The sequence below is a fragment of the Mycobacterium sp. E2989 genome, from assembly GCF_001667595.1.
Taxonomy (GTDB): domain Bacteria; phylum Actinomycetota; class Actinomycetes; order Mycobacteriales; family Mycobacteriaceae; genus Mycobacterium.
In genome coordinates, this window is record NZ_LZJX01000118.1 from 22,283 (window position 1) to 41,020 (window position 18,738).

Consider the following 18,738-nt stretch of genomic DNA (forward strand, 5'->3'; position numbering starts at 1 on the left):
CCGAGTGATCGACGCACGGACAGCGACCGATAAGGCGGTCGTCGTCGACCGGGTTCGCAAGACCTTCGGCGACTTCGTGGCCCTGCACGAGGTCAGCTTCGACGTCGGCCGCGGCGAGGTGCTCGGGCTGCTCGGGCCGAACGGCGCGGGCAAGACCACCCTGGTGGACATCCTGTCGACGCTGAGCCGGCCGGACGGCGGCCGCGCGGTGGTGGGCGGCTACGACGTGGTGTCCGAACCGGCCGGTGTGCGCCGCTCGATCATGCTCACCGGCCAGCAAGTGGCGATCGACGACATGCTCACCGGCAGCGAAAACCTGGTGATGTTCGGCCGGCTGTTCGGCCTGCACAAGTCGGCGGCGCGCGCCCGCGCCAGGCAGCTCATCGATGAATTCGATCTCGCCTACGCCGCCGACCGGCGCGTCAAGACCTACTCCGGCGGCATGCGCCGCCGCATCGACATCGCCTGCGGCCTGGTGGTCCGCCCCGAGGTCGTCTTCCTGGACGAGCCCACCACCGGGCTGGATCCGCGCAGCAGGCAAAGCATTTGGGACCTGGTCGGCAAGTTCAAGGACGGCGGCATCGCCACGCTGCTGACGACGCAGTACCTCGAGGAGGCCGACGCGCTGGCCGACCGGATCGTGGTGATCGACCACGGGCGGGTCATCGCCGAGGGGACGGCCGACGAGCTCAAGGAGCGCACCGGCGGCAGTTATTGCGAGATCGTGCCGCGCCGGTTGACCGATCTGCGGGCGATCGCCGACGTCCTGGGCCCGCTGGTGCCCGACAAGATCCGGGCCGCGCTCACGCCCGATTCGGATCGGATCGCGATCCCCGCCCCGGACGGCGCCCGCACCCTCATCGAGGCCGTGGGGCGACTGGCCGCCGCCGGCATCGAGGTGGCCGACGTCGCCCTGCGGCGCCCGTCGCTCGACGACGTGTTCCTTGCGCTGACGGACGAATCGCCCGCCGCGCGCGCCCCCGTCGCGACCCAGGCCGTCGGGTGACCGCGACCGCCAGCCCCGAACGCCACCTGTCCACGCTGACGCAGTGGTGGGTCCTCACCGTTCGCTTCATCGCGCCGACCCTGCGCAACGGCGAGCTACTCGTGACCGTCGCATCATCGGTGGTGTTCACGGCCGGCTTCTACATCCCGCTGCACCAGATCATGGGCACCGCGACCAAGGGACTGTCCAGCAGTTACGCGCAATACGTCATGCCGTTGATCGCGTTGCAGGCCATCACCTTCGCCGCCATGTCGACGGCGTTTCGGGCCGCGACCGACTCGGTGCAGGGCATCAACCGGCGGTTCAGATCCATGCCGATGGCCCCGTTCGCCCCGGTGGGCGCCCGCATCTCGGCCGCGGTGTATCGCTGCACCGTCTCGGTGGCGGTCGCGGTGGTCTGCGGCTATGTCATCGGGTTCCGGTTTCACCGCTCGGCGATCTACGTCGCGGCCTTCTGCCTGCTGGTGGTGGCGGTCGGATCGATCCTGTCCTTCGCGGCGGACCTGGTCGGCACCGGAACCCGCAACCCCGAAGCCATGACCCCGTTGCTCATCCTGCCGCCGTTGATCTTCGGCCTGCTGTCCACCGGAGTCCAGCCGGCGCAGCAGTTTCCGCACTGGATCCAGCCGATCGTCCGCAACCAGCCGGTGTCACAGTTCGTGATCGCCTTGCGCGCGCTGGCCGGGGACGCCGCCCCGTACGGCGGATCGGTGACCTGGCCGGTGCTGGCGCCGACGCTGGCGTGGTTGTTCGGATTGAGCGCGCTGCTGATTCCGGCGTCGGCGATCGTGTTGGCCAGGCGGTCGCGATGACGCTGCTGGATTCGCCCCGCTACCACGAGGACTCGGCACGCGCGCTGGCGTCGCAAACCTGGGTTCAGACGCGGCGGATTCTGCTGGGCTGGGCGCGCGATCTGACTACCGTGATCGAGGCACTCGTCCTGCCGATCCTGTTCCTGTTGACGCTGAACATCATTCTGGGCAATGTCATTTCACAGGTCACCGGCCACAGCGCGCTGTACGGAACGGTTCCGCTGAATGCGTTGGCCGCCACGATAAATGGGGCCGCGATCGGGGCGATCGGGCTCATCGGCGAACGCTCCAACGGCTTGCTGCGCCGGCTGTGGGTGGTGCCCGTGCACCGCGCGTCGGGCGTCTGTTCGCGGATCGCGGCCGAGCTGATCCGGATCGTGATCACCACCCTGGTCGTGCTGGCCGTGGGGATGATGCTGGGCTTCCGCTTCCGGCAGGGCCTGCTCGCGAGCCTGACCTGGTTCGTCGTCCCGATGATCTTCGGGCTCGCGTTCGCCACCCTGATCACGATGGTGGCGCTGTACACCGCCAACAACTTCCTGCTCGAAACGGTCACGCTCGGGCACGTTCTCGCCGTGGTGTTCTCGACCGGCTTCCTGCCGGTGGATCAATTTCCGAAGTGGGTGCAGCCGGTGGTCGCGCACCAGCCGATGAGCTACGCGATCGAGGCGATGCGCGGCCTGTCGCTGGGCGGGCCGGTGCGCTGGCCGATGATCGCCACGCTGTTGTGGGCCGGCGGCATCACCGCCGTCTGCATCGTGCCGGCGCTGGCCGGCTATCGACGCGCCAGCACGAGCTGACGAGGAAGTGGTGGGCATGTTTCCGGGATCCGTCATCCGCAAGCTGACGCGCAGCGAAGAGGTGTTCGCGGTCAACGAAACCTATTTCGCCTTCACCGCTTTCGTCGCCGGCCCCGTCGACCTCGACGCGATGGCCGACGCCTTCGACGCGCTGCTGGAGTCCCACCCCGTCTTCACCGGCCGCCTGGAAAAGGGCGACGACGGGCGCTACCAGATCGTCGCCGAAGACTTGATGCACCCCGGCATCTGGGTGGTCGAGGACGACACCGAACCGGATGCCGCACCGGCGACGGCCGGCATGCGCCTCGACCAGAACCAGACCTTGCTCAATCTTCGGCTGAAGCGCAGCGGCGCACGCACCGAACTCACGCTCTACACCCACCACAGCCTGGCCGACGCCCACCACGCGTTCGGTCTGCTCGAAGAGCTCTTCTCCCTCTACACCGATGTCGTCACCACCGGCGCGCCGCCGCCGATCACGCCGCAACCCGCGCCCGAAGCGCTGGAGCTCCTGCTGGAACAGCGCGGCGTGACAAAACAGCAGCGGTCCGGGCTGGAGAAGCTCTTCAAGGCGATGTTCGCCTACGACCTGCCGGCCCAGGACAAGCCGCCCGTGATGCCGAATCCGGATGCGATACAACCTATTCCGATCGCGCGGATACGGTTCACCGAGGAAGAGACGGCCGAGCTGGTCGAGTTCGGTTTGACCAATCAGCTCAGCCTCAACTCCGTGGTGGCCGCGGCCATCCTGCTGGCCGAGTGGGAATTGCGCGACACGCCCCACATCCCGATTCCGTACATCTACCCGGTCGATCTGCGCTACCTGCTCTCACCGCCGGTGAGTCTCACCGGCAGCACGCTGCCGCTGGGCGTGGCCACCTACCTCGCCGAGATCAGGGCCGACACCGATCTGGTGGATCTGGCCCGCGGAATCGTGAACTCCTTCCGCACCGACCTGTCGGACGGGGTAATCCAGCAATCCGCGCTGCATTTCAACCTGCAGTATCAGGGCACTCCCGCGGGGCTCCCCCCGGTCGTGCTGTGCACGGACACCGGCACCATCCCGCCGCTGCGCGTCCCCGACGAGATCGAGCTGGAGGACTTCCAGAGCGAGCTCTACTTCCCCACCCGCGCACCGGTGGACCTCTACAGCGTCGGAACTTTCGCGAACCGGTTGTTCATCGAGCACCACGCGCACCTGCCGGGGCGCGAAAAGACCTTGGCGGCAATCCATTCGCGGCTCTGCTCGCTGGTCGAGGAGGACAGCTGGGCCATGGAGTGAGCCGTCATTTCATGACGGCGTGGGCGCACCGGCCCCCTCGGCCACCAGCGTCTCGGTCAGGTGCAGGCTCAACGAGCGCGCGGAGTTGTAGGTCGCGACGACCTTGGGGGTGATCCGGATCCCGGTTTCGGCCTCGATGCGGGTCCGCAGTTCGAGGTTGCCCAGCGAGTCCAGACCGTGATCGGCGAACGGGCGATCGGGATCTATTGTGCGGCGCAGGATCAACCCGGTCTGCTCGGTGATCAGGCGCCGGAGCCGGGCCGGCCACTCGTCGGGTGACAGCGAGCGCAGTTCGGCGCGCAGCGTGGCGCCCTCGCCTGCGTGCTGTTCTCCGGCGGCCCGGAACGCTTCGGCGAACGGGCTGCGGTCCACCAGCGCGGCGAGCCACGGCGCGCCGGTCGTCGGGACGTAACCGGTGTACCCCCGGTCGTAGCGCAGCAGCGTCTCGAACGCCCGCGCACCCTCGTCCGGGGCGATCATCGTGGTGCGGCCGCCGGCCGCCAGGAACGTGGCGCGGCCGATCTCGCCCCACGCGCCCCACGCGATCGTGGTCGCGGGCAGTCCCTGCCCGCGGCGCCAGTGGGTGAACGCGTCCAACCAGCTGGAGGCCGCGGCGTACGCGCCCTGACCCGCCGAACCGAACAGCGCGGCCACCGACGAGAAGGCGCAGAACCAGTCCAGCGGCTGGCCGGCCGTGGCGTGGTGTAAGTTCCACACCCCGTTGACCTTTGGCGCCCAGTCCTTGTCGATCAGCTCGTCGGTGATGTTGGCGAGCACGGCGTCCTCGACCACCGCGGCGGCGTGCAGCACCCCGCGCAGCGGGAGTCCGGTCGCGGTGGCCGCGGCCACCACCCGGGCCGCGGTGTCGGCCTCGGCGATGTTGCCGCTTTCCACCACCACATCGGTCCCGGCGGCGCGGAGGCGTTCGATGGCCTGGCGCGCCTTGGCCGTGGGGGTGGACCGCGCGGTCAGCACAATGCGCCCGCAGCCCGCCTTGGCCATCTCGGAGGCCAGGAACAATCCCAGCCCGCCCAGGCCGCCGGTGACGATGTAGGCGCCGTCCGCGCGGAACACCGGCGCCTGCTCCGGCGGCAGCACCGCGCGGGTCTGCCCGTGGCGCGGCACGGTGAGCACCAGCTTGCCGGTATGCTCGGCGCCGCTCATCACCCGGATCGCCGTCGCCGCCTCCGATATCGGGTATTCGGTGCAATTCGGTTGTGGCAGATCACCGTCGGCGATCCGCTGGTAGACCGCCTGCAGCAACTCCTGCACCCGCCGCGGGTGCGTCTTGGTGAGCAGCGCCAGGTCGACGGCGTAGAAGGTGAGGTTGTGGCGGAACGGAAACAGACCAAGGCGGGCGTCGTCGTAGATGTCCCGCTTGCCGATCTCCACGAACCGTCCACCGTAGGCGAGCAGGTTCAGCCCGGCGCGCTGGGCGGACCCGGTCAGCGAGTTGAGCACCAGGTCGACCCCGTACCCGTCGGTGTCGCGACGGATCTCGTCGGCGAACGCCGTGCTGCGCGAGTCGTAGACGTGCTCGACGCCCATGTCCCGCAACAGCGCTCGCCGCTCGGGGCTGCCCGCGGTGGCGAAGACCTCGGCCCCCACCATGCGCGCGATCGCGATCGCGGCCTGACCGACACCGCCGGTGCCGGAATGGATCAGCACCTTGTCCTCCGCCGAAATTCTGGCCAATTCGCACAGGCCGTACCAAGCGGTGCCGTACGCGGTCGCCGCGGCGGCGGCCTGGCCGGCGGTCATGTCGGGCGGCACGGTGGCGACGAGCCGGGCGTCACAGGTGACGAACGTGCCCCAGCTGCCGTTGGCGAAGCCGGAGAAACCGCCCACCCGGTCGCCGACCCGGTGCTCGGTGACGCGCTCGCCGACCCGGGTGACCACACCGCCCAGGTCGAATCCCAGCTGGTGCGGCTCGCCCTCCAGGTCGGGGTAACGGCCAAGGGCCGCAAGCACTTCGGCGAAGTTGACGCTGGACGCGTCGATCGCCACCTCGACCTCGCCCGGGCCCGGGGCCGTGCGGTCGAGGGCGACGAACTCGAGCGTCTGCAGATCACCGGGGTGGCGCACCACGACGCGCATCCGGTCGGTTTCATGGTTGACGGTGGTGAGCCTGCGTTCGTCGGGACCCAACGGCGTGCAGCGCAGCCGCGCCGTGTGCCACTGACCGCCCCGCCAGGCGGTCTCGTCTTCGGCCGAACCGGACAGCAGTTCGTGTGCCACCCGCTCGACGTCGTCGTCGCTCTCCAGGTCGATCTGGGTGGTCCGCAGTTGGGGGTTCTCGGCGCCGACCACGCGCAGCAGCCCGCGCAGCCCGGCCTGCACCAGGTTCGGTTCGTCCTCGGCCAGCACGATCTGCGCCCGCCGGGTGACGACATACAGCCGCGGCGGCGTCGCCGACATCTCCGGCAGGTCGCGGATCATGCGCACCACGTGGCGCACCTGTTCCCGGCCCTGCAGCAGGCCCTGCTCGTCGGGCTCCCCGGCCGGCGGCGGGCACACGATCACCACGCCTTCCAGTCCGCCGCGCACCGCCGCGGCCAGCCGCTCGGCGTTGGCCCGGTGGTCGGACAACTCCGGCCAGTTCAGCGTGTCGCATTGCGCGCCTGCCGATTTCAGTGCATCCGTCAGCCTGGATTCGAGCAGGTCGGCCTCGGCGGTGTTGATCAACAGCCATCCCCCGACGACCCGGTCGGGCGCCGACGGCGGCGCCTGCCGCTGCCAGTCGACGGTCAGCAGCCGCTCGGCCATCAGCCGGTCGGCCCCGCCGCCGCCGATCCCCATGCGCAGGCCCTGCACCGCCAGCAGCACCGCGCCGTCGGAGTCGAGCAACTCGAAATCGACGTCGACCGAAGACCCCGTCGCCGCGGCCAGCCGCAGGTGGCAGTAGCGCGCGCCGCGCGTCGGGCCGTACCGACGCAGGCGGGCAACGCCCAAGGGCAGCAGGCTTTCCCGCGCGGCCTCGTTCACGGCGGGGTGCGCCAGCACGGTCTGGAAGCAGGCGTCCAGCAGGGCGGGGTGCACGCCGTAGCCGCCCCGCTCGGCGCGGACCGCGCCCGGTAACGCGACCTCGGCCACCACGCTGCGGCTCTTGCCCTCGGCGGTACGCGTCGAGACCAGGCCGGTGAAGGCGGGACCGTAGTCGACGCCGCGCTCGGCGAACGACTTGCGCAGCGCGGCACCATCACTCACTAGGGGGTGGGTGGCCAGCAGGGCGGCGACGTCGCGTCGCTGCTGCTGATCGGCCGGGTCGCCCGCGCGCAGCACCGCGGCCGCGCTGCGGATCCGCTCCCCGTCGCGCTCGGTCTCCACGATGAAGTCGGCCACGCCGGCGTCGGTGACCGAGGCCACCGCGCTCACCGGCGTCCGGTCCCCCAGCAGCAGCATCTGTTCGAAGCGAACGTCGCGGACCTCGGATTCCGGCCCCAGCACCGCGGCGGCGGCCGCCAGCGCCATCTCGCAGAATCCGGCCCCGGGGAAGGCCGCAACCCCGTTCACCCGGTGGTCGGCCAGCCACGGCAAGGCCGCGGTGCCGACCTCGCCCTGCCACGCGTGGCGTTCGGGTTCCTCCGGCAACCGCACGTGCGCGCCCAGGAGCGGGTGCGCGTCGAGCGTGAACCGGCCGCGCGACCGCGCCCCGTCGGCTTCGATGAGCAGCCGCTGGTGGGTCCACGTCGGCAGCGGCGCGTCCACCAGCCGGCCGGCCGGATACAGCGCGGCGAAGTCGATGGCGGCGCCGGCGCTGTACAGGTCCCCCAGGAACTCCCGCAGACCGTGCGGCACCGGCTGGTCGCGGCGCATGGCGCCGAGCGCGGCGATGGTGACGTCGGAGGCGGCCGCGTTCTGTTCGACCGCCCGGATCAGCAGCGGATGCGGGGCCGGTTCACCGAAGACGCGGTGGCCGTCGTCGAGCGCCGCCTGCACCGCGGCCGCGAACTTGACCGACTGCCGCAGGTTGTTCACCCAGTAGCCGGCGTCGAACGCCGGTCGCGATCGTGGATCGTCAAGCGTCGCAGAGTAATACGGCACTTCCGGGGCCGCAGGCGTGAGGTCGGTGAGCTGGTCGGCCAGGTCGGCGAGGATCGGATCGACCTGAGACGAGTGCGAGGCGACGTCGACGGCCACCTCCCGGGCCATCACCTCGCGGGCCTCCCACTGCGCCACCAGATCGCGCACCGTCCGCGTCGCTCCGCCGATCACGGTGGAGTTGGGCGAGGCGATCACCGAGACCACCGCGTCGCTGATGGCCCGGGCGGCCAGTTCGTCGCGCACCTGCTGGGCGGGCAACTCCACCGATGCCATCGCCCCCGCGCCCGCGATGCGCGCCATCAGCTTGGACCGCCGGCAGATCACCTTCACCCCGTCGTGCAGCGACAGGGCCCCGGCGACCACGGCCGCCGCGATCTCGCCCATGGAGTGGCCGATGACCGCCCCGGGCCGCACGCCGTAGGCCCGCATCGCGGCGGCCAGCGCGACCTGGAAGGCGAACAGCGTCGGCTGGACCCGCTCGATGCCCGTGACCGTCTGAAGGGCCGACATCGCCTCGGTGACAGAGAAACCCGACTCCGCCGCGATCAGCGGCTCTGCCTCGGCGACGGTGGCGGCGAACGCCGGCTCCTTGGCCAGCAGCTCCGCGCCCATCCCCGCCCACTGCGAGCCTTGTCCGGAAAACACCCACACTGGCCCGCGGTCGTCGTGACCGGCGGCGGGCGCGTAAGGGGTTTCGCCGCGGGCGATTTCGCGCAGCGCGCTGCCCAGCTCCTCGAGGCCGTCCGCGGCGACCGCGGTGCGCACGGTCCGGTGCCCGCGCCGCCGCGCCAGCGTGTAGGCCAGGTCGGTGGCGGACACCGTGTTGGAGTCCAGCCAGTCGGCCAGCCGCCGCGCCGTGCGGCGCAGCTCGTCGGCGGAGGTGGAGGACAACGGGAACAGCAGCGGCCCAGGGCGTTCCGCGGCCGCATCGTCGGCGGGAGGTTCGGGTGCCTGTTCGATGACGGCGTGCACGTTGGTGCCCGACATGCCGAACGAGGTCACCCCGGCGCGCCGCGGTCCCTGGCCCTTGTCCGGCCACGGCGTAACCTCCTGTGGCACGAACAATCCGGTTTCGATGCGGGCCAGCTCGTCGGGCAGGCGCCGGAAGTGGGCCATCGGCGGCACCGCGCCGTGGCGCACCCCCAGCACCGCCTTGACCAACCCGACCGCGCCCGCGGCGGCCTCGGTGTGCCCGACGTTGCTCTTGGCCGAGCCGAGGGCGACGCGGTTGCCGCCGGCCCCGTAAACCTCGGTGAGACTGGCGAATTCGAGCGGGTCGCCCTTCGGGGTTCCGGTGCCGTGCGCTTCCACCATGCCGACGGTCGCGGGGTCGACGCCCGCCGCGTCCAGCGCCGCCCGGTACACCGCGGCCTGCGCATCCGACGACGGCGTCGTGATGGTCTCGGAACGGCCGTCCTGGTTGACCGCCGTGCCGCGGACCACCGCGAGGATCCGGTCACCGTCGCGCACCGCGTCGGGCAGGCGCTTGAGCACGACCACCGCGCAGCCGTCGGAGCGGACGAACCCGTCGGCGGCGGCGTCGAACGTGTGGCAGCGGCCGGTGGGCGACAGCATGCCCTGTGCGGACGCCGACGCCGATACGCGGGGGTCCAGCACCAGCATGGCGCCCCCCGCCAGGGCGAGATCGCTTTCGCCGGTGTTCAGGCTCGAGCAGGCCAGGTGGACGGCCAGCAACCCGGACGAGCAGGAGGTGTCGAGCGTGACCGCGGGCCCCACCAGCCCCAGCCCGTAGGCGATCCGTCCGGAGGCCATGGAAAACGGGGTGCACGTGTAGCCGTAGGCGTCCTCCATCACCCCGGCGTCGCCGCTCATCAGCGTGTAGTCCTGCTGGCACATCCCCACGAACACGCCGGTGCGCGAGCCGCTCAACTCCGGCGGCGCGATGCCCGCATGCTCGATCGCTTCCCAGGACGTCTCCAGCAGCAACCGGTGCTGCGGGTCGATCGCGGTCGCCTCGCGTTCACCGAAGCCGAAGAAAGCGGCGTCGAAGCCGCCGGCGTCGTCGATGAAGCCGCCCCAACGCGAGACCGACCGCCCGTGCACCCCGCGCTCGGGGTCGTAGTGGTCCTCGACGTCCCATCGGTCCGCGGGGATCTCGGTCACCAGGTCGTCGCCCCGCAACAGCGCTTGCCAGAACGCTTCGGGGGAGTCGATCCCGCCCGGAAGCCGACATCCCATTCCGATGACCGCAATGGGGGTGACGCGTGGTTCCATCGCCGCTGTACCTCGTCTCAGGCCAACCGGCGATGCTGCGAGTATCACCGGCGCTAGTGAAATTTGAGGGCGCAGCGCAGCATCGCTCGCGCCCCCCAACCCGAGCGGGTCTCGACGCGGAACCCAACGAAGCGCCAAGCTTAGACGCTCGAAGCAATCGGGGTGGGGGGAATGCACCGATTTCGGCCGCCCTCCCCCACCCCGCGGCGATGACCTGCGGTTATCGCCGCGGGCCGTCGGTTGCGATATACCCCCATAGGGTATATTGTGAACAGAAAAACGCCAGCCACGAAGCGAGGACCGGGTGACACACAGGGCGCTGTCGGCGATCGGGCACGCGTTGGGCCTCGCCGGGTCGATGACGTGGGAAATCCTCTGGGCGCTGATTCTGGGCTTCGCGCTGTCGGCGGTGGTGCAGGCGGTGGTGCGGCGCTCGACCATCGTCGGGCTGCTGGGCGACGATCGACCACGCACCCTGGCGGTGGCCGCCGGGCTCGGGGCGGCGTCGTCCTCGTGCTCGTACGCCGCGGTGGCCCTGGCCCGCTCGTTGTTCCGCAAGGGCGCCAGCTTCACCGCCGCGATGGCCTTCGAAATCGGTTCCACCAACCTGGTGGTCGAGTTGGGCATCATCCTGGCCCTGTTGATGGGCTGGCAGTTCACCGCCGCGGAGTTCGTCGGCGGCCCGCTGATGATCGTGGTGCTGGCCGTGCTGTTCCGGTTGTTCGTGCGGTCGCGGCTGATCGACGAGGCCCGGGCGCAGGCCGAGCGGGGTATCGCCGGATCGATGGAGGGCCACGCGGCCATGGACATGTCGATCAAGAAGGACGGCACGTTCGCGCAGCGGCTCTTGTCCGGGGAGGGCTTCACCTCGGTTTCGCACGTGTTCGTGATGGAGTGGTTGGCGATCCTGCGGGACCTGGTTATGGGCCTGTTGATCGCCGGTGCGATAGCGGCGTGGGTGCCCGAATCATTCTGGCGTGGCTTCTTTTTGGCCGACAGCCCGGGCTTGTCGGCGCTGTGGGGACCGATAGTGGGACCGGTCGTGGCGATCGTGTCGTTCGTCTGCTCTATCGGCAACGTGCCACTGGCCGCGGTGCTCTGGAACGGCGGCATCAGCTTCGGCGGTGTCATCGCGTTCATCTACGCCGACCTGCTGATCCTGCCGATCCTGAACATTTACCGGAAGTACTACGGCACCCGGATGATGCTCACGCTGCTCGGCACGTTCTACGCCGCGATGGTGGCGGCCGGCTATTTGGTCGAATTGATCTTCGGCGCAGCGAGTCTCATCCCCAAGCAGCGCAACGCCACGGTGATGGAAGCCACGATCTCTTGGAACTACTCCACCTGGCTCAATATCGCCTTCCTGGCCATCGCTGCCGTGCTCGTCGTGCGGTTCGTCACTACGGGCGGAATCCCGATGGCGCGGATGATGGGTGGCTCGCCCGACAGCGGGCACGACCACGAGTGCCACTAGCGGCCAACGGATTGTCTCCGGCGGCTTCGGGGGCGATGATCTGGCGAAGTGATCGGCAACGGCCAAGAAGGAGTCGCACGAAATGACGGAGATATCCATCGACGGCCACGGCCCGCGGCGCCGGGTGCTGCTCCTCTACTACACCTTCACCGGGCAGACGCTAGCGGTGCTCGACGCGGCGGCCGGGGTGTTCGGCGAGCGGGGCTGGGAGGTGCACCGGGCTCCGATCACCTTCACCGATCGGCGCTACGCCGAACGCTTCTCCCTCTTCCCGTTACGCCACGCGGCACTTGACCTGCTCAGCGTCCTGCCCGCCCAGCTGCGCCGGGCGACCGGCGAGATCCAGACGCCGGACGAGGTTCGCGACGCAAGCTACGACCTGATCTGCATTGGATCCTCGACATGGTGGTTCACCATGAACATGCCGATGCGTACTTTCCTGAAGTCGGACGAGGCGCGAATCCTGCTCGCCGGCAAGCCATTCGCCGCGTTCTGCGTCTGCCGCCGGTACTGGCGCGGCAATTTCGCGGCGGTCCGCAGGCTCGGGGAGAGGCTGGGCGGCAGGTATGCCGGCGGGGTCCATTTCGAGTACCTCGGCGGCCAGATCGCCTCGGGGCTTTCGCTGATGAGCTATTTGCGGTCGGGCCGCTACCGGAACCGTTATTTCGGGCTGCGCATCCCGGCAACGAACGTCCAGCCATACCAGCTGGAACAGACGCGGATCTTCGCCCGATCGCTCGCCGATCGGCTGGCCGCCGACGCCGTGGCGTCCTGACTCAACTCAGCCGGATGGTGTTCATCGACACCCTGGCGGCGGGCAGCCGCGCCAGCAGCGCGTCGCCCATCGCCGCCGCAGGCGTGAGCACCCCCGTGAGGTCGCTGAGCCGATCCCGGTCGAGGGCCAGCGCGAGGCCGCTCTCGCCGAGCAGCACGCCGGTCGCGTCGTACGCGTCCCGCTGCTGGGAGAAGGTGCCCAGATAGCGGGCGCCCGAGGTCGTGGTCGTGTACGTCTCGACCGTGAAGTGGCCGCGCTCCCGCATCGCCTCGCTGGGCCCCGTGCCGGGCTTGGCGAGGGGCTGCAGCCATCGCCGGGGCACCCGCCCGAAATGCCTGGTGCCCAAGGCCCAGCCGGTCCGGAGCGCACCCGTGACGGCCGCGGACGCGACGGGCGCCGCGGCGGACCTGCCGAGACTCATGGTCTCCGAGTAGCGGAACCGCCTGCCGTAGGCCCAGTTCTGTAAGGCGTTGCTGCGTCGCACTATTCGCGTGTTGTGTGGCGCCCACACCAGGGCGCCCAGCCAGAAGCCGGCGAGCTCGGGCGCGATCCGGCCGCCCGGGCGCCACCGGAAGTCCGGTTGCCGACCGAGGTCCGGTTCGGCGCTTCGGTCGGTGGTCAGGGTGTACGGGTCGTTCATCAGCCGGCGAGCCTGCGCGTCGCCGGACGCGGTGCGCATGGATTCGAATTCCGAGGCGACGGTTCCTCCGGAGCCGCCACCCTGGAAGAAGGAGCGGAACACGAAGGTGGTGTCGCGCAGCTCCCCTGCGCCGTCGCGGGCCGCCCGGCGATAGAGCTGATAGACGTTCAGATCCGAAGGCAGGGAGGCGAATCCGCACGAGACGACGATCCTGGCGCCGGTGTCGACGGCCTGCCGGTGGTAGCGGTCGATGCTGTCGCGCACGAACATCACCTCGCCGGTCAGGTCGGCGTAGTCCGTCCCGGCCTTCGCGCAGGCCGCCACCACCGGCAACCCGTAGCGGGTGTAGGGCCCGACCGTGGTGACCACCACCCGGGTGCGGGCCGCCATCGCGTCCAGCGTCGTCGGGTCCGACGCGTCGGCCACGATCAACGGCCAATCCCGCGCGGCCGTGCCGAGCGCGCTCCGGGTGGCCGCCAGCCGGTCCGGCGAGCGACCGGCCAGCGCGATGCGGGCCCCGCCGGCCGCGCCGGCCAGGTAACGGCCGGTCAACTCGCCGGAAAAGCCGGTGACGCCGTAGAGGACGATGTCGAACTCGCGATCCGCCGAACCCATCGCTCGATCTCCTCACCCGCCCCGAGGCGCAGAGCCGCCGTCACCGGATCTTGTTGCGCCCCAAGGCTTCAGGATTTGCCGGCGAGCTTCTCGCGCAGGCGGCGGTTGACCGGTTCTGGCAGTAGCTCGGAAACGTCGCCGCCGAACATCGCGACCTCTTTGGCCAGGGACGACGAGACGAACGAATAGCGAGGTGTCGTCGCGACGAAGAAGGTGTCGACACCGGCGATGTGCTTGTTCATCTGCGCCATCTGCAGCTCGTATTCGAAGTCGGTGCCGGTGCGCAGGCCCTTCACGATCGCGGTCATCCCCCGCGCCCTGACGAAGTCGACCACCAGGCCCTGCCCGGCCTCGACCCGCAGGTTGGGCAGGTGCGTGGTCGACTCGTTGATCATCGCGATCCGCTCGTCGAGGTCGAACATGCCCTTCTTGGCGGGGTTGGTCAGGATCGCCACCACCACCTCGTCGAACTGGGCCGACGCCCGTTCGAAGACGTCGATGTGGCCCAACGTCACCGGATCAAACGACCCCGGGCATACCGCGCCGCTCATGACGCGCGCCGACGACGACGCAGAACGCAGGGATCAAAAGGAGCGGCGCCCATGACGAAAGACGGTACACGTCCGCCTCACACCCGCTCGGCCATCTCCAGCCGGGTGTCGCCGTACCCCCGCGGCTCCCACACCGACCAGCCGGCCGGCCAGGCCAGCGGCGCTCCGGCCGCCGGGCGCTCCACCACCGCCACGGTGCCGACGCTCGCCCAGCCGTGCGCGACCAACGCGGCCAACACGGCCTGGACCTCGGCGGCGTCGACGTCGTAGGGCGGGTCGGCCAGAACGAGGTCGACCGGGCTCGCGGTGCCGGCCGCCAACACGGTCGCGACCGCGCCGCGGCGCACCGTCGCACCGGTCAGGCCCAGCGTCTCGATGTTGCGCGCGATGACCGCCGCGCTGCGGTGATCGGACTCCACGAACAGCGCCGACGCCGCCCCCCGGGACAGCGCCTCCAATCCCAGTGCGCCCGAACCGGCATAGAGGTCCAGCACCGCGGCGCCCGCCAAATCCCCTCGGGCGGCCAGGATGTTGAACAGCGACTCGCGGACGCGGTCGGTGGTCGGCCGGGTTCCCCGCGGCGGGACGGCGATGCGCCGGCCGCCGGCCACGCCGCCGATGATCCGGGTCACCTGCCGGCACCTACAGCAACGTCGACCAATAGTCCCAGAACCGCGCCAGGATCAGCAGGAACACCGCGGTGAACCACAGCGCGACGATCGACCACCGCCATTGGTAGAGCACCCACACCACGCCGCGGCCCCGGCGCTGCAGCGCCGGGCGGCACACGATCGAGGCGACCACCACCAACAGCGTGATGGTGACCGCCCAGACGACCATGCAGTAGGGGCACAACGCCCCGATGGTGTACAGGCTCTCGTAGATCAGCCAGTGCACGAACGCCGCGCCGAGCAGCACCCCGACCGTCAACCCGATCCAATACCATTGCGGCAACTGAACTTTCGTCACCGCCAGTAGGCCCGTGACGACCACCACGGTGAACCCCACCAGACCGAGCAGCGGGTTGGGGAACCCCAGCACGGACGCCTGCGGGGTGACCATCACCGAGCCGCACGACAGGATCGGGTTGAAGTTGCACGACGGCACGTACGCCGGGTTGAGCAGCAGGTCGATCTTCTCCACCGTCAGCGTCGCCGAGGCGGCCAGGCCGATCACGCCGGCGATCAGCACCCACCACGCACTGGGCGCCGGCAGGGCCTCGGGACGCGATTCCGGTGTCGGGTCGGCGGTTTCGGCGGGCGCCGGCGTGGTCACGCGGCCGGGGGGGCGGCGGCGCCGTCGATGCCGGGCACGTCACCGACGATGCTCTTGATCTTGGCGACCAGCGCATCCGGTGTGGACGGGTCGTAATCGTCCCCGTTGATCTTGATGGTCGGCGTGGCGTTGATCTTGGCGGCCGCCGCCTCGCCGGTGACCTTGGCAATGTATTTGCCGCTGTTGACGCAGTCGGGCACCTTGCCGGCGGCGCCGGCCTCCCGGGCGATCTCGATCAACCGGGCGTTGTCCGGGAAGCTGCTGCCGCGCTCGCTGGGCTGCAGGTCCGTGGTGAACAGGGCCGTGTGGAACCGGCGGAACGCGTCCATGGACTCGTCGGCCACGCACAGGGCCGCGGCGCCGGCCCGCGACGAATAATTCTGGTTCCTGGCGTTGTCGAGGATCGACACCATGCTGTAGTCGGCCGCGATCGCGCCGACGTCGATGAGCCTGGAGACCGTCGGGCCGAAGGTGCGCTCGAAGTTGCCGCAGGCCGGGCACAGGAAGTCCTCGTAGAACGTGACGACGGCCTTGGGGTTGCTGGTCCCGGGCTGGGTGACCAGCTTGCTCGACGTCACCCGCACGGTGTCGCCGGCGCCGATGGCCGCGGTCTTCTTGTGGTGCGTCACCACGATGTAGGAGACCAGCGCGACCAGGAAGATGACGACGATGGCGGTCCCGCCGATCTGCACGAGTCGGCCCGATTTACCGTCGGCCGACTTGATGTCAAAGCGCGGGGGGCGTTTGGGTTTGTCGGCCACAGTTTGCGCGATCCTTCGGTGTTCGGGTGGACGTCAGGCGCCTCTAGATTACCGGCGCCGCGCGCGCGACAGGTCAGACCCGGCTCAGGTGGGCGCGCAGGGCCGAAATCAACTCGGTGGTCGCGGCGGCGCAGCCCCCGCCGAGCTGGAACAGATTGACGAAGCCGTGCGTCAACGACCCCATGCACCGCAGGTCGACCGCGGTGCCGGCGGCGTCCAGCGCCGCCGCGTAGCTCTCCCCCTCGTCGCGCAGCGGGTCGAACCCGGCGACCGCGATCAACGCGGGGGCGAGCCCGGCCAACGACTCGGCCAGCAGCGGCGACACCCGCGGATCCGCCCGGTCGATGCCCGAACCACGCAGGTATTGGGACTCGAACCAATCGATGTCGCGTTTGGTCAGCAGGAAGCCGCGGGCGAACAGGCTCAGCGAGCGGGTGTGCGTGCTGAAGTCGGTTCGCGGGTAGATCAGCCACTGCAGCACGGGGGCCGGCCCGCCCTCGTCGCGCGCCAGCTGGCTGACGACGGCGGCCAGGTTGCCGCCCGCGCTGTCCCCGCCCACCGCGACCCGGCCGGGTGCGGCGCCGAGTTCCTCCGCGTGGTCGTACGCCCACCTGAAGGCGGCGTACGCGTCCTCGACCGCGGCGGGCGCTGGATGCTCCGGGGCCAGCCGGTAGTCGATCGACAGCACGTGGATGCCGGCGTCGCGGCACGTCAACCGGCACAGCGCGTCGTAGCCGTCCAGGTCGCCGATCGCCCATCCGCCGCCGTGGTAGAAGACCAGCAGGGGCGCGGACGCGCCGTTGGCGGGACGGTAGTGCCGCGCCGGGATCTCGCCGGCCGGCCCGGGCAGCGCCAGTTCCTCGACGTCAACGTGGATCTGTGGGCCGGGAAGCTCGAGCAACAGCTGGCGCAGCTGAGCGCGGGACGTGGCCGCGTCGTCGTCGGCGACCAGGCCGTCGATGCCGACGGCGCGCAGACCGGCCAGCATCAGCTGAAGGGTGGGGTCCAGGGTGTTGCCGTCGATGGTCACCGCGCGCCCACCGAACAGCGCACGCTTGGCTGGCGTGGGGATCCAGGGAATGACCTTGACGCCGATCGTCGAGACCGCGCCCTGCATGCGACTGGCCAGGCGCATCGGCGCGTGTTTCGGCCCGAGGTGAAGGTCCGGCGCGGGCACGCTCTTGGTCATGGGCACTCCCTCGAATGCAACGTGGTAAAGCTCGACGACGGACGGATGTGCGGTCCGCGCCCTCGCCTCGGCGTCTTCCGGCCTCCCGGCGGCCACCGCCCAGCACGGTCAGCGCCTGGCCGCACACCGATTACCGGCCGCTTCATAACCCGTGCGACCAACTCTACGTGGTGACGAATTTGCGAAATACAGGCCACGTCCCGATATCACCGCGCCCCGCCCCGGTGTCGGTGACGTGGTATTTTCCAAGCTCGGTAATATCGTGATCCCCAAGCCGGTAACCGCCTCATGGATTGCGAGCAGCTTCGACGTGTTCGATTTCGAACTCAGCGCCGCGAACTCAGCGCCGATTCAATGGCGTCGATCTCCTCGCTCGATGGCGGCACCCGGCCGGGTCCACGCACCTTCAACTTCACAGGCAGGTGAATGACATTGGCTGGCGATTCGGGCGCTGCCGTGCCCTCGATAGCTCTTAATGACGAAAACACGATGCCGGTGCTCGGACTTGGCGTCGCGGAGTTGTCGGAGGACGAGACCGAACGCGCGGTTTCCGCGGCGCTCGAAATGGGCTGCCGGCTGATCGACACCGCCTCGGCTTACGGCAACGAAGCCGCCGTCGGCCGCGCGATCGCGGCCTCCGGGATTCCGCGCGCCGAGCTGTTCGTCACGACCAAGCTGGCGCCGGCCGACCACGGGTTCCTGCGCTCCGAGGAGGCCTGCAAGGAGAGCCTGGAACGGCTCGGCCTCGACTACCTCGACCTCTACCTGATCCACTGGCCGGTGCCGTCCCGGGGCGAATACGTGAATTCCTTCGGCGGGCTGATCCAGTGCCGCGGCAACGGGCTCGCGCGGTCGATCGGCGTCTCGAACTTCACCGAGTTGCACGTCACCGACGTCATCGACCTGACGTTCGTCACGCCGGCGGTCAATCAAATCGAGCTGCACCCGCTGCTCAACCAGGCCGACGTGCGCAAGACCAACGCCGAGCACAACGTCGTCACCCAGGCCTACACCCCGCTGGCGCTCGGCAAGCTGCACGACAACCCGACCGTGACCTCGGTCGCCGGCGAATACGGCAAGACGCCGGCCCAGGTGCTGCTCCGGTGGAACCTGCAGCTGGGCAACGCGGTCGTCTTCCGCTCGGCCAACCCGGAGCACATCGCCGGGAACCTCGACGTGTTCGACTTCGAGCTGGCCGCCGAGCACATGGACGCGATCAACGCGCTCAACGACGGCACCCGGTTGCGGCCGGATCCCAACACCTTCGAGGGCTAGC

14 protein-coding genes and 1 pseudogene are annotated in these 18,738 nt (G+C 69.9%); 8 read left to right on the forward strand and 7 right to left on the reverse strand.

Annotated features, from left to right (window positions below):
• Window positions 1-4: 4 nt before the first annotated feature.
• From A5680_RS20880 to A5680_RS20895, 4 genes are read left to right on the forward strand one after another with little or no spacing between them, the layout of a single operon-like run.
• On the forward strand, window positions 5-1,006 hold the full coding sequence (locus A5680_RS20880) for a daunorubicin/doxorubicin resistance ABC transporter ATP-binding protein DrrA (RefSeq protein ID WP_067822701.1): 1,002 nt from the start codon (window positions 5-7) through the stop codon (window positions 1,004-1,006).
• Window positions 1,003-1,818 carry an ABC transporter permease gene (locus A5680_RS20885; RefSeq protein WP_067822704.1) on the forward strand — a complete coding sequence of 272 codons (816 nt, stop codon included), beginning with the start codon at window positions 1,003-1,005 and terminating at the stop codon, window positions 1,816-1,818. Before A5680_RS20880 ends, A5680_RS20885 begins: the two co-directional genes overlap by 4 nt.
• A complete protein-coding gene (locus A5680_RS20890; protein WP_067822707.1) occupies window positions 1,815-2,618 on the forward strand; it encodes an ABC transporter permease in 804 nt (267 codons plus the stop codon). The genes A5680_RS20885 and A5680_RS20890 overlap by 4 nt, the downstream gene beginning before the upstream one ends.
• 16 nt (window positions 2,619-2,634) lie before the next feature.
• On the forward strand, window positions 2,635-3,900 hold the full coding sequence (locus A5680_RS20895) for an acyltransferase (RefSeq protein ID WP_067822795.1): 1,266 nt from the start codon (window positions 2,635-2,637) through the stop codon (window positions 3,898-3,900).
• A 9-nt stretch (window positions 3,901-3,909) separates the two neighbouring features.
• Here the strand turns inward: A5680_RS20895 and pks2 are convergent, their stop codons facing one another.
• Window positions 3,910-10,179, reverse strand: a complete 6,270-nt coding sequence (pks2, locus tag A5680_RS20900) for a type I polyketide synthase (RefSeq protein WP_067822710.1) — start codon at window positions 10,177-10,179, stop codon at window positions 3,910-3,912.
• 304 nt (window positions 10,180-10,483) lie between these two features.
• Here pks2 and A5680_RS20905 point away from each other — a divergent pair, with 304 nt between their 5' ends.
• Window positions 10,484-11,656 (forward strand): permease, encoded by a 1,173-nt coding sequence (locus tag A5680_RS20905; RefSeq protein ID WP_082970441.1) that lies wholly within the window; start codon window positions 10,484-10,486, stop codon window positions 11,654-11,656.
• An 82-nt stretch (window positions 11,657-11,738) separates the two neighbouring features.
• The gene (locus tag A5680_RS20910; RefSeq protein WP_067822713.1) at window positions 11,739-12,431 is read left to right on the forward strand and encodes a flavodoxin; all 693 of its coding nucleotides are present in this window, start codon (window positions 11,739-11,741) and stop codon (window positions 12,429-12,431) included.
• 1 nt (window position 12,432) lies between these two features.
• On the opposite strand, the gene A5680_RS20915 is transcribed toward A5680_RS20910, so the two are convergent.
• The 6 genes from A5680_RS20915 to A5680_RS20940 all read right to left on the reverse strand — a co-directional run bounded on the left by A5680_RS20915 (window position 12,433) and on the right by A5680_RS20940 (window position 17,462).
• Complete coding sequence (locus tag A5680_RS20915; protein ID WP_067822716.1) at window positions 12,433-13,686, reverse strand: trans-acting enoyl reductase family protein; 1,254 nt, start codon at window positions 13,684-13,686, stop codon at window positions 12,433-12,435.
• 68 nt (window positions 13,687-13,754) lie between these two features.
• A complete protein-coding gene (gene coaD, locus A5680_RS20920) occupies window positions 13,755-14,237 on the reverse strand; it encodes a pantetheine-phosphate adenylyltransferase (protein ID WP_055404740.1) in 483 nt (160 codons plus the stop codon).
• Window positions 14,238-14,314: 77 nt separating this feature from the next.
• Window positions 14,315-14,869 carry a 16S rRNA (guanine(966)-N(2))-methyltransferase RsmD gene (rsmD, locus tag A5680_RS20925; RefSeq protein WP_055404739.1) on the reverse strand — a complete coding sequence of 185 codons (555 nt, stop codon included), beginning with the start codon at window positions 14,867-14,869 and terminating at the stop codon, window positions 14,315-14,317.
• 10 nt (window positions 14,870-14,879) lie between these two features.
• A complete protein-coding gene (locus A5680_RS20930) occupies window positions 14,880-15,452 on the reverse strand; it encodes a vitamin K epoxide reductase family protein (protein WP_369817846.1) in 573 nt (190 codons plus the stop codon).
• Window positions 15,453-15,508: 56 nt separating this feature from the next.
• Complete coding sequence (locus tag A5680_RS20935) at window positions 15,509-16,273, reverse strand: DsbA family protein (protein ID WP_055404737.1); 765 nt, start codon at window positions 16,271-16,273, stop codon at window positions 15,509-15,511.
• A gap of 73 nt (window positions 16,274-16,346) precedes the next feature.
• Entirely contained in the window at window positions 16,347-17,462 is a 1,116-nt protein-coding gene (locus A5680_RS20940; protein WP_067822721.1) for an alpha/beta hydrolase, read from the reverse strand.
• 247 nt (window positions 17,463-17,709) lie between these two features.
• Between A5680_RS20940 and A5680_RS26365 the strand changes: the two are divergent.
• Both A5680_RS26365 and A5680_RS20945 read left to right on the forward strand, forming a co-directional pair.
• A pseudogene (locus tag A5680_RS26365) lies at window positions 17,710-17,888 on the forward strand (oxidoreductase); the annotation flags it as partial.
• A gap of 6 nt (window positions 17,889-17,894) precedes the next feature.
• Entirely contained in the window at window positions 17,895-18,737 is an 843-nt protein-coding gene (locus tag A5680_RS20945; protein ID WP_197281299.1) for an aldo/keto reductase, read from the forward strand.
• Window position 18,738 lies beyond the last annotated feature (1 nt).